12 protein-coding genes and 1 pseudogene are annotated in these 10,768 nt (G+C 64.7%); 9 read left to right on the top strand and 4 right to left on the bottom strand.

Annotated features, from left to right (window positions below; genetic code table 11):
* Positions 1–228 precede the first annotated feature (228 nt).
* On the top strand, positions 229–942 hold the full coding sequence (locus M8523_RS27450; RefSeq protein ID WP_428351428.1) for a helix-turn-helix domain-containing protein: 714 nt from the start codon (positions 229–231) through the stop codon (positions 940–942).
* Between the two features lie 112 nt (positions 943–1,054).
* Positions 1,055–1,501 (top strand): helix-turn-helix domain-containing protein, encoded by a 447-nt coding sequence (locus tag M8523_RS27445; RefSeq protein WP_282588070.1) that lies wholly within the window; start codon positions 1,055–1,057, stop codon positions 1,499–1,501.
* A gap of 156 nt (positions 1,502–1,657) precedes the next feature.
* On the opposite strand, the pseudogene M8523_RS27440 reads toward M8523_RS27445, so the two are convergent.
* Positions 1,658–1,836 (bottom strand): annotated as a pseudogene (locus M8523_RS27440) (amino acid synthesis family protein); the annotation flags it as partial.
* 7 nt (positions 1,837–1,843) lie between these two features.
* Between M8523_RS27440 and M8523_RS36880 the strand changes: the two are divergent.
* From M8523_RS36880 to solA, 7 genes are all read left to right on the top strand, one after another.
* On the top strand, positions 1,844–2,023 hold the full coding sequence (locus tag M8523_RS36880; protein WP_428351426.1) for a hypothetical protein: 180 nt from the start codon (positions 1,844–1,846) through the stop codon (positions 2,021–2,023).
* Complete coding sequence (locus tag M8523_RS27435) at positions 2,008–2,244, top strand: FCD domain-containing protein (protein WP_282588069.1); 237 nt, start codon at positions 2,008–2,010, stop codon at positions 2,242–2,244. The genes M8523_RS36880 and M8523_RS27435 overlap by 16 nt, the downstream gene beginning before the upstream one ends.
* A 99-nt stretch (positions 2,245–2,343) precedes the next feature.
* Positions 2,344–3,240 carry a class II glutamine amidotransferase gene (locus M8523_RS27430; protein ID WP_282588068.1) on the top strand — a complete coding sequence of 299 codons (897 nt, stop codon included), beginning with the start codon at positions 2,344–2,346 and terminating at the stop codon, positions 3,238–3,240.
* A 3-nt stretch (positions 3,241–3,243) separates the two neighbouring features.
* The gene (locus M8523_RS27425) at positions 3,244–3,933 is read left to right on the top strand and encodes a GltB/FmdC/FwdC-like GXGXG domain-containing protein (protein ID WP_282588067.1); all 690 of its coding nucleotides are present in this window, start codon (positions 3,244–3,246) and stop codon (positions 3,931–3,933) included.
* Between the two features lie 158 nt (positions 3,934–4,091).
* Complete coding sequence (locus tag M8523_RS27420; protein ID WP_282588066.1) at positions 4,092–5,420, top strand: FMN-binding glutamate synthase family protein; 1,329 nt, start codon at positions 4,092–4,094, stop codon at positions 5,418–5,420.
* 37 nt (positions 5,421–5,457) lie between these two features.
* Positions 5,458–6,765 carry a type III glutamate--ammonia ligase gene (gene glnT / locus M8523_RS27415; protein WP_282588065.1) on the top strand — a complete coding sequence of 436 codons (1,308 nt, stop codon included), beginning with the start codon at positions 5,458–5,460 and terminating at the stop codon, positions 6,763–6,765.
* Positions 6,766–6,790: 25 nt separating this feature from the next.
* Positions 6,791–7,960: an N-methyl-L-tryptophan oxidase gene (solA, locus tag M8523_RS27410; protein ID WP_282588064.1), complete on the top strand. Its 1,170-nt coding sequence runs from the start codon at positions 6,791–6,793 to the stop codon at positions 7,958–7,960.
* 4 nt (positions 7,961–7,964) lie between these two features.
* On the opposite strand, the gene M8523_RS27405 is transcribed toward solA, so the two are convergent.
* Genes M8523_RS27405 through M8523_RS27395 form a run of 3 tightly spaced genes read right to left on the bottom strand, consistent with a single transcriptional unit; the run spans position 7,965 to position 10,753 of the window.
* Positions 7,965–8,930: an SIS domain-containing protein gene (locus M8523_RS27405; protein ID WP_282588063.1), complete on the bottom strand. Its 966-nt coding sequence runs from the start codon at positions 8,928–8,930 to the stop codon at positions 7,965–7,967.
* Between the two features lie 18 nt (positions 8,931–8,948).
* A complete protein-coding gene (locus M8523_RS27400) occupies positions 8,949–9,818 on the bottom strand; it encodes a carbohydrate ABC transporter permease (protein ID WP_282588062.1) in 870 nt (289 codons plus the stop codon).
* A complete protein-coding gene (locus tag M8523_RS27395; protein WP_282588061.1) occupies positions 9,818–10,753 on the bottom strand; it encodes a carbohydrate ABC transporter permease in 936 nt (311 codons plus the stop codon). The genes M8523_RS27400 and M8523_RS27395 overlap by 1 nt, the downstream gene beginning before the upstream one ends.
* Positions 10,754–10,768: the final 15 nt, after the last annotated feature.

The following is a 10,768-nucleotide window of genomic DNA, read 5'->3' as shown; positions in this document are numbered from 1 at the left end:
CGCGGTCAGCTTCGGCGCGATCCACGCCGTTCGCGATGGCCTTGAGCGCCACCAATTGATCGTCCGTTGCTGTGACCGGAGACCTGCCAGCCATGCTTCGCCTCCGAACCATACTGAAAAAACGGAATCACAGTCCCCAACCGTTGGCCAGCCCGTTGCAACCTGCTTAGGTCCGGGACGGCCTGTCTTGGTTAGCCTGCCGAGACGAGCGCGATGGACAGCGGCGGAATGGCGAAACTCAAACAAACAACTATCCGAGAGGGATCCAGAGGAGATCCCGGATCGGAACACGGGCCGACTGTGAGCGAAACCAGACGTTCAGGCCTGGGCCAGGATCCGCATGCCCTTTCGGGTACACGCGACTACCTTCTCGAAGTCGCGATCGGTCGGGAGGTACATGCCTTCAGAGCCAAGTTAGGCCTGACTGTGTCGGATCTGGCGGCGGCCGCAGGGCTGTCCAACGGCATGTTGTCGAAGATCGAGAACGGCGTCATCTCGCCATCCCTCGCGACATTGCAATCCCTGTCGAGTGCCCTTGGAGTACCGGTGACAGCGCTCTTCCGCCGCTTTGAGGAAAGGCGCGACGCTGTGTTCGTGAAAGCCGGCCAGGGTCTGGCGATCGAACGCCGCGGCACACGCAATGGGCACCAGTACCATCTGCTGGGTCATTCGGGAGACCGCTCGTCGCGCGTCGTCGTCGAGCCCTATATGATTACGCTCACGGCCGAGTCGGACGTGTTTCCCCTGTTTCAGCACGACGGGTTGGAGTTCCTTTACATACTGGAGGGCGAAGTGACCTATCGGCACGCTGACAAACTCTATGTGATGCAACCCGGCGACAGCCTGTTCTTCGACGCCGATGCCCCGCACGGGCCCGAAGAACTGCGGCAGCTGCCGATCCGCTTTCTGTCCATCATCTCCTACCCTCGCGACGAGCGTTAGTCGCTTGCGTCGGCTGAGGTGACGAGTGAGGCTCCGACGCCACTTTGGTTGCCTGGCAGGAGTGGAGCAAATGACAGATCGGGCCGCGAGCACCAAGAAGCATGTTGTGCGTTTGAGCGCGGACGAGCGCGAGCGGCTGGAGGGGATGATCCGCACGGGCAGGGGCTCGGCGCAGATGCTGACGAATGCGCGCATTCTGCTTGCCGCGGATGTGGAGGGCCCGGGTCTGAGCGATGGCCGCATTGTTGAGACGCTCGGCACGAGCCGCTCCAGCGTGGAGCGCACCCGACGGCGCTTTGTCGATGAGGGTCTCGACGCGGCCCTCGCCCGGAAGACGCAGGAACACCCGTCGCGCGCGCCGATTTTCGAGGACGCGGCGGAGGCCAAGCTGATCGCGCTCGCCTGCTCGCCGCCGCCCAAAGGGCGTGCGCGCTGGACGTTGCGGCTCCTGGAAGAGAAGGTCGTTGAACTCGCGATCGTGTCGCAGGCCAGCGACAACACGATCGGGCACACGCTCAAACAAACGCTCTCAAACGGCATCGCAGCCGGCAGTGGGTGATCCTGCCTGACAGCAACGCCGCTTTCGTCGCCGTAATGGAGGACGTGCTCGACGTCTATACCCGGTCGCACGACAAGCGCCGGCCGCTGGTCTGCCTCGACGAGACCTCGAAGCAACTCGTCCGGGAGACCCGCACATCGATCGCCATGCGGCCAGGGCAGCCGTGCGCCCAAGATCCTTGGGATTCTGGTAGCGGTCGCCGATGCGGTGATGGGGCCGCCCGCCGATGAAGCGCCAAGCGCCACAACGATTTCGTCGGGCGCGGGGGCATCGTTGATGGCGAACTGAATCGTGAAATAGTGCGAGCGCATACCCTCGTCGGCCTTGTGCATCAACCGCGCCGTGGTGCGCGAAGCCTTGCGCCACCTCGAGTCCGAGGGATTGGTGGACGTCATTCCGCAGCAAGGATCTGTGGTGGCCGACCGGCATGGCCGTGACATCCTGCGAACGACCACGGAATTTTACGAACTCCTATTCGGCATTGCTGACAAACCGGTGGCCTGCAGGTGGTGCAGGGGCTGAATGCGTGGATCAACCAGTTGCGCGCCATGACGATCGCCCAGCCCCGTCGTGCTGTAGGCGCAGGCGGCGAAATGCGTCGTATTATCGAGGCCATTGCCGCCGGCGATGCGGATGGCGCGGCGCGCGCCAGTTTCGACCACGTGGACCGTGTCAGGAAGTTCGCTCTTGCCGTCCTTGCGCAAGAAAGCGGCGGCTTGCCTACAGCTTTGCCAATCACCTGAACTCTGCTGATATTTTCCTCTTAAGAATAAAAGTTTCTTGTAATAGGTTCGATTGGGACTTAGTCCTCTGGCAATACAACGACGCAAGTGGGGCGCCCTATGTGCGGGATCGTCGGACTTTTCCTGAAAGACAAGGAGCTGGAGAAGCAGCTGGGCCAACTCTTGTCCAGCATGCTGGCCACCATGTGCGACCGGGGGCCGGACAGCGCCGGGTTTGCGGTCTATGGCGCGCCGCAGGACGGCCGAGCCAAGATCACGGTTCAGGCCGCCGATCCTGACGCGGCTTTCGCGGGCCTCGACAGCGCGCTGGCGAAGCGCATCGGCGCCGATGTCGCGATGCATCGCAAGACGACGCATGCGGTCCTGAGCCTACCGGCCGATAGGGCCGTAGCCGCACGGGACGCATTGCGGGCCGATCATCCGGCGGTGCGTGTGATGGGAGTCGGCGACGTGATTGAGATTTACAAGGAAGTCGGCTACCCGACAGACGTAGTGCAGCGCTTCGGTCTGGCCGGAATGACGGGCACGCACGGCATCGGTCACACCCGCATGGCAACTGAATCGGCCGTGACCACGCTCGGCGCACACCCGTTCTCGACCGGAGCCGACCAGTGCCTTGTCCACAACGGCTCTCTCAGCAATCACAACAACCTGCGCCGCGACATGGTGCGCGAGGGCATGCGCTTCGAAACCGAGAACGACTCGGAAGTGGCGGCCGCCTATTTGACGGCGCAGATGGACAAGGGCCTGAGCCTCGGCGCAGCGCTCGAGAAGAGCCTCGACGACCTCGACGGGTTCTACACCTTCGTGGTCGGCACCAAGACCGGCTTCGGTGTCCTGCGCGATCCGATCGCCTGTAAGCCCGCGGTGCTGGCTGAGACCGACCAATACGTCGCCTTCGGGTCGGAATACAGGGCGCTCGTCAACCTTCCGGGAATCGAAGCGGCCCGCGTCTGGGAGCCCGAGCCCGCAACCGTTTATTTCTGGGAGCGCTGACTCATGCCGGTCATCGACCTAGCGCAGACAGGGCTCCGCGAGCTGAACGCCGCCCTGCACAGCCAGGGATCTGGCACGAACGAGACCCTGTGGGAAGTGCTTAACCCCCGCGGCAGCCATGCGGTTGCGGTCGGCGTCAACGCGCCCATCGCGGTCGAGATCAAGGGCAGCGTCGGCTATTATTGCGCCGGCATGAACCGTGAAGCGAGCGTGACGGTGTACGGCTCGGCCGGCCCCGGCGTGGCCGAGAACATGATGTCGGGTGAGGTTCGGGTGAAGGGCGACGCCAGCCAATACGCCGGTGCCACCGGCAAGGGCGGGCTCCTGATCATCGAGGGCAATGCCTCGTCACGCTGCGGCATCTCGATGAAGGGCATCGATATCGTGGTGCGGGGCTCGATAGGCCATATGTCGGCCTTCATGGCTCAGGCCGGGCACCTCGTCGTCTGCGGGGACGCGGGCGACGCGCTCGGCGACTCGATTTACGAGGCCAAACTCTTCGTGCGCGGGGCGGTGAAGAGCCTCGGAGCCGACTGCATCGAGAAGGAAATGCGGGGCGAACACCTGCATGCCCTGCAGGCTTTGCTCAACCGCGCCGGCATCGTGGACGTCAAGGCATCCGATTTCAAGCGCTACGGCTCAGCGCGAAAACTCTACAATTTCAGCGTCGACCACGCCGACGCCTACGGCTGAGGCGCCGCCCCTCCTTTCTCCCGCTAGCAGGAGAAAGTGGTCCCGCAAAGCGCGAGGTCGCGTGAGGGGATTTTTGAACTTGAATTCCATTCCTCCGTCACGGCTTCGCCGCGACACCTTCTCCTGTGTGCGGGAGACGGAGCGCTGAAGGCTATCCCATGTCTTACGAGAACCCTCCTACCATTCCTCGCAAGTCCGCAACCTTCGACGACTACACGCTGTCGGAGATCCGCCGGGCGGCCACCACAGGCATCTATGACATCCGAGGTGGCGGCTCGAAACGGCGGCTACCCCATTTCGACGATCTCCTGTTCCTCGGCGCCTCCATCTCGCGCTATCCGCTCGAGGGCTATCGCGAGCGCTGCGGCACCGAAGTCGTGCTCGGCGCGCGCTTTGCCAAGAAGCCGCTTGAATTGAAAATCCCCATCACAGTGGCGGGCATGAGCTTCGGCTCGCTTTCGGCCAACGCCAAGGAGGCGCTCGGGCGCGGCGCCTCTGCGGCCGGCACCTCGACCACCACCGGCGACGGCGGCATGTCGACCGAGGAGCGCGGACAAAGCCAGACGCTTGTCTACCAGTACCTGCCCTCACGCTATGGTATGAACCCAGAAGACCTGCTCAAGGCCGATGCCATCGAGATCGTCGTGGGGCAGGGCGCCAAGCCTGGCGGCGGCGGCATGTTGCTCGGCCAGAAGATCACCGACCGGGTCGCCAATATGCGCACGCTGCCCAAGGGCATCGACCAGCGTTCGGCATGCCGTCACCCCGACTGGACGGGGCCGGACGACATGGAAATCAAGATTCTCGAATTGCGCGAGATCACCGATTGGCAGAAGCCGATCTTTGTCAAAGTCGGTGGCGCGCGGCCTTACTATGACGTGGCCCTGGCCGTGAAGGCCGGCGCCGACGTGGTGGTGGTCGACGGCATGCAGGGCGGCACGGCCGCGACCCAGGACGTGTTCATCGAGAACGTCGGCATGCCGACCCTCGCTTGCATCCGGCCTGCGGTACAAGCCTTGCAAGACCTCGGCATGCACAGAAAGGTTCAACTCATCGTCTCGGGCGGCGTCCGAAACGGCGCCGATGTGGCCAAGGCGCTGGCGCTCGGCGCCGATGCGGTCTCGATCGGCACGGCGGCCCTGGTGGCGCTCGGGGATAACGACCCTGCCTACGAGGCGGAATATAATGCGCTCGGCACCACGGCCGGTGCCTATGACGATTGGCACGAGGGCAAGGACCCGGCCGGCATTACGACCCAGGATCCCGAGCTCATGGCCCGGCTCGACCCGGTGCTCGCCGGGCGGCGCCTGGCCAATTATCTGAAGGTAATGACGTTGGAGGCGCAGACAATCGCGCGCGCCTGCGGCAAGAACCACCTCCACAATCTCGAGCCGGAGGACTTGTGCGCCCTCACGATCGAGGCCGCCGCAATGGCCCGCGTACCGCTCGCGGGGACGTCATGGATCCCCGGACAAGCCGGCTTCTGAGCCGCCCATCATTCGCTCGATCCTCAGGAGAACGCGCATGACCCAAGATCTCGCCAGCCTCGCGAAAGAGCGCGGCATCCGCTATTTCATGATCTCCTACACGGACCTGTTCGGCGCACAACGCGCCAAGCTGGTTCCGGCCGCCGCCATCGCCGACATGCAGAAGGATGGGGCCGGCTTTGCGGGTTTCGCCACTTGGCTCGATATGACCCCGGCGCACCCGGATCTATTCGCGTTGCCCGACGCCGAAGCGGTAATCCAGCTTCCCTGGAAACGGGAGGTCGCCTGGGTGCCGGCCGATTGCGTCATGGAGGAGAAGCCGGTGCCACAAGCACCACGCGTCGTGCTGAAGACCCTCGTGGCCGAAGCCGCCAAGGAAGGCCTGCATGTCAAGACCGGCGTCGAGGCCGAGTTCTTCCTGATCGACGCGGACGGCGGCACGATCTCGGACGGCAAGGACAATGCCACGAAGCCCTGCTACGATCAGCAGGCCCTGATGCGGCGCTACGACATCATCGCCGAGATCTGCGACTACATGCTCGAGCTCGGCTGGCAGCCCTACCAAAACGACCACGAGGACGCGAACGGCCAGTTCGAGATGAACTGGGCCTTCGACGATTCGCTTATCACGGCCGACCGGCATTCCTTCTTCAAGTTCATGGTACGCTCGGTGGCCGAGAAACACGGGCTGCGGGCAACCTTTATGCCGAAACCGTTTCCGGGCCTCACGGGCTCAGGCTGCCACGCCCATATCTCGGTCTGGGACCGCGCCGGCACCACGAACGCTTTTTACGCCTCGAACGATGAGATGGGGCTGTCCCGGCAGGGCTACCATTTCCTCGGCGGTATCATGAAGCATGCCGAGGCGCTCGCGGCCATCACCAACCCGACGGTGAATAGCTACAAGCGCATCAACGCCCCGCGTACCGTCTCGGGCGCCACTTGGTCGCCCAACACCGTGACCTGGACGGGCAACAACCGCACCCACATGGTGCGCGTGCCCGGCAAGGGCCGCTTCGAGTTGCGGCTGCCGGATGGTGCCGCCAACCCCTACCTGCTGCAAGCAGTCATCATCGCGGCCGGCCTCGATGGCGTCCGCTCCCAGGCCGATCCGGGTCCGCGCCTCGATATCGACATGTACCAGTTGGGCCATACGGTGACGGACGCGCCCAAGCTGCCTTTGAACCTGCTCGATGCCCTCCGGGCCTTCGACCGCGACGAAGACCTGAAGGGCATGATGGGCACGGATTTTTCGGCCGCATACCTGAAGATGAAGCAGGCGGAATGGCAAAGCTACACGTCCCATTTCACTCAGTGGGAGCGCGACACCACGCTCGACGTCTGACAACGCCGACACGGGACCGGGAGCGATGACCGAACGATACGACGTGGCCGTGGTGGGGCTCGGCGCCATGGGCAGCGCCACGCTCTACCAACTGGCCAAGCACGGCGCCAAGGTGGTTGGGATCGACCGCTACGCGCCACCGCATGATCTCGGTTCCAGCCACGGCGAGTCCCGCATCACCCGCGCGGGTGTCGGCGAGGGCCGCGACTACGTTCCCTTGGCCCAAGCCTCGCACCGGATCTGGCGCGAACTCGAGGCGGACACCGGGGCGACGCTGTTCCATCAATGCGGCGCCCTCGTCATGGGTCCGGGAGATGGCGTGACGACCCACCATGGCATGCCGGATTTCACGGCGCGCTCGATCGCGTCGGCCGAGGCCGGACGCATCCCGCACGAGGTGATCGACGGTACCGAGGTGGCGCTCCGCTTTCCCATGTTCCTCGGCCTCACGGGGAGCGAAAAGGCCTATTACGAGCCGGGCGGCGGCTTTCTGGTGCCGGAGGCCTGCGTCGCGGTGCAGCTCGCAAGGGCGGCAGCGCTCGGCGCGACCGTGCATACCGGGATCGCGGTCGATAGCCTGTCGCGGGACGGCGCCGGCGTCCGGCTCACCACATCGGACGGACCGATCGTTGCGGATCGCGTCGTGGTCTCGGCGGGTGCCTGGTCGGTGCCGCTCCTGGGGGCGCCTTTCGATCGCCTGCTGAGCGTCAGTCGCCAGCTCTTGCATTGGTTCGCCCTCGATGACGTGAGCGCCTACGGTCCCGGGTCGCCCGTCTACATCTGGATGTATGGCAAGACGGATGCCGACTATTTCTACGGCTTTCCGCCGCTCGCGGGCGACCCGCGGGTCAAAGTCGCCAAGGAGCAGTACGAGACCAGAACAACGGCGACAGCCGTGGACCGCACCGTCGACCCGGCCGAGTCGGAGCGCATGTACCGAGACAGCATCGCGGGCCGGCTCGCGGGTGCCACCCCACAGGTCGCGAAGGCGGCCGTGTGCCTCTACACTGTCACGCCCGACCGGGGTTTCATTATCGACCAGCATCCGGAAATGGACCGCGTCACCGTGGTCTCGGCCTGCTCGGGCCACGGCTTCAAGCATTCGGCCGGTATCGGTGAAGCGCTGGCCGCGTTGCTGGCCGACGGTCGGAGCCGCATCGACCTGCAGCCCTTCGCGCTCGGTCGCTTCGTCTGACGACTCAGGCCGGCGTTCGGTCGAGGACCACGACCTTCTTGAGGTAGCGCGGCGCGCTCGTGTCGAGACCGCGCATCTCCGCCGCGCGCTCGCCGAGGACCTGCAGCATCGGCAGCACGACAAGGCTGCGCGCCTCAATCGAACCGCCCACCTCCACGCCGGCATCGCCCGGGCCGCCGAGGCCGATCACCCGGGCGCCCTTGTTCTGCACCTCGGTCGAGATCCGCACTTCCTCGGCAAAGGTTTCCGCGCTGTAGAGTAACACCGCGAAACTCTGGTCGTCGACGAGGCTGATGGGACCGTGCCGGTACTCCATGGGTTGATAGCTCTGTACGTGGCTGAGGCTCATCTCCTGCAGCTTGATGCCGCCTTCCGCCGCGATGCCGTAAAGCGCACCCGCGCCAAGGAGAACCGGATGGCTGCGTCCGTCGAGCACGGCCGGCAGCAACGCCTCGAAGGTTTCGAGCGCCGCTTGGGCCGCAGCCACCTCCGGCTCTCCCACCGTGATCCCAGCCAACCGCAGGCCGACCAGCAGCATGAGGCTCGCCGAAGCCGTCATCACGATGCCCTCGTCGGGATGCGTCGCGGTGAAGATGACGGTGTCGGCTGCTTTAGTGATGCTGCTGCCTTGCTCGCAAGTGACCGCCGTCGTGGCGTAGCCGGCCGTCCGGCTCACCTCGAGAGCCTGGACGGTCTCGGTGGATTCACCGCTGCGCGACAAGCCGATGACATGCGTCTTGAAGCCGTCCGGCAAATAGGTCGTGCGGCGGCGCGACCATTCTCCGCCCGGCACGGCGATCGCCCGCAAGCCGCGCAGGTTGAACGACGCTGCGATGCTTTGGGCGAGGTGATAGGAGGTGCCGCAGCCGACGATCACGAAGGTCGAGTCACGGTCCGTGAAGGCCGCCACGGCAGTTGCTTTGCGCCAGAAAGGGAACTGCTCGCGGATGACGCGTTCGGTGGTGTTCATGAAGAGGTTCCGTCTGGGCTACTTCCCCGATCCGGCCATCAGGCCCTGGACGAGGTAGCGGTTGAGAAAGAGCACCACCGCGATCGGCGGCAGGATGGCGAGAACGCCTGCGGCATTCATCAGCCCATAGTCGACATAGTTCTTGGTCACAAATTCAGGGATCAGCACCGTTAGGGGCTTGGTTGCGAGCGTCGGAGAGAAGACAAGCGGGATCATAAACTGGCCCCAGGCGCTCAGGAAGGTGAGGATCGCGCTCGCGATCAGCCCGGGCGCCGCGATGGGCAGTACGATAAAGAGCAGCGTATAGGTGCGACCGGCGCCGTCGAGCCGCGCCGCCTCCTCCAGCGACAGCGGCAGAGACTGGTAGACGCTCCGCATCAGCCAGAGCGCCAGCGGCAGAAAGGCGGACACATAGATCAGAGTGATGCCGAGATAGGTGTCGATAAGGTGCAGGCACACGAGAAGGCGGTAAAGTGGGATCATCACCGTATAGGCCGGTACCGCAAGGGTGCCCACGATAAGCACGAACAGCAGGTTGCGGCCGGGAAAGCGGAGGCGCACGAAAGCGTAGCTGCCGAATGCGGCCAGCGCCACCGTTGCCACGGTGGCGAGGGTGGACACCACGAGGCTGTTCACTAGCGCTCGGCTGAATTGCGGCCACACGGATTGGATATCCGTGCCTAGATAGCTGCTGGTAGCTCCAAGGAGCTTCCCGTAGTGCTCGAAGGTAACGCGCGGTGGCAGGAAATGCGGTGGCTGCGCCACGAGGTCGGTGGGTGCCGTCAGGCTCGTAGCGACGGCCCAGTAGATCGGGCCGAGTGACCACAGCAGCAACGCGCCGGTGGCAAGCCAGAGGCCGAAGCGACGCGTCAGGGCCGCTGCACGCATCAGCCGTACCTCGTTTCGCGATACACCCGCATCACGTAGACGAGTGACACGAGGCAGGACGCAACCATCACCAGCACCGACAAAGCCATGCCGTAGGAGAAGTGCAGGTTCTGAAATGCTGACATGTAGACCTGCGCCACCACGGTACGGGTGTCGAGGCTGGAGCCCCCGAGAATCCAGGCCTCGTCGAAGAGATTGAAGGCGAAGACCGTGGATTGGCTCAGCGCGATGGCAAGGCCGCCAGCGATGAGCGGGAGCGTTACATGCATGAAGGCTTGCACGGGTCCGGCTCCGTCGAGCTTGGCGGCCTCATAGAGCTCCCGGGGTACGCTCTGTAGTGCCGCCAGTAGGATCACGGCCGTGAGCGGCATCATGCGCCAGACATGGACGAGGGACACCAGGAACAGCGCCGTGGCGCGGTAGTTGAACCAAACCCTCGGGGCGGAGATCAGCCCGAAGCGCAGCAGCGCGCCGTCGAGCAGCCCGTAGCTCGGATTGTAGATCCACATCCAGACGATGGCGTTGACCACGGGGGGCAGCGCCCAGGGCAGGATCACGGCGGCGAGCAGCCAGCGGCGCCCGACCCTGATCCTCTGTAGCAGCAGAGCCGCGCCGAGGCCGCCAAGGGTCTCCAACACAACTGCAATGATCACGTAGGCGACCGTGTTGAGCCAGGCCTGTCGGACGTTGGTGTCCGACATCAGGTCGATGTAGTGCTGCAACCCGATGAAAGGCGTCCCGGGCCGCATGGGATCGACCCGGTGCAGGCTGTCCCACAGCGTCAGTCCGAGCGGTACGAAGACCAGCGCCGCCATCAAGAGCACGACCGGCGCCGCGAAGGCGAGACCGAGCCAGCGCTCATCGCGCGGCACGACCTCCCGCCGTCGCTCCGGCCGCGGCATCGCCCCAACCGGCAAGGCCGCCTGTTGGGTCACGATCGTGGCCTCCGG

Origin of the sequence: Lichenifustis flavocetrariae, assembly GCF_026130545.1 — a bacterium.
Lineage (GTDB): Bacteria > Pseudomonadota > Alphaproteobacteria > Rhizobiales > Beijerinckiaceae > Lichenihabitans > Lichenihabitans flavocetrariae.
Note: the sequence above shows the minus strand (reverse complement) of the source record. Positions and strands in the feature narration are given on the sequence as shown.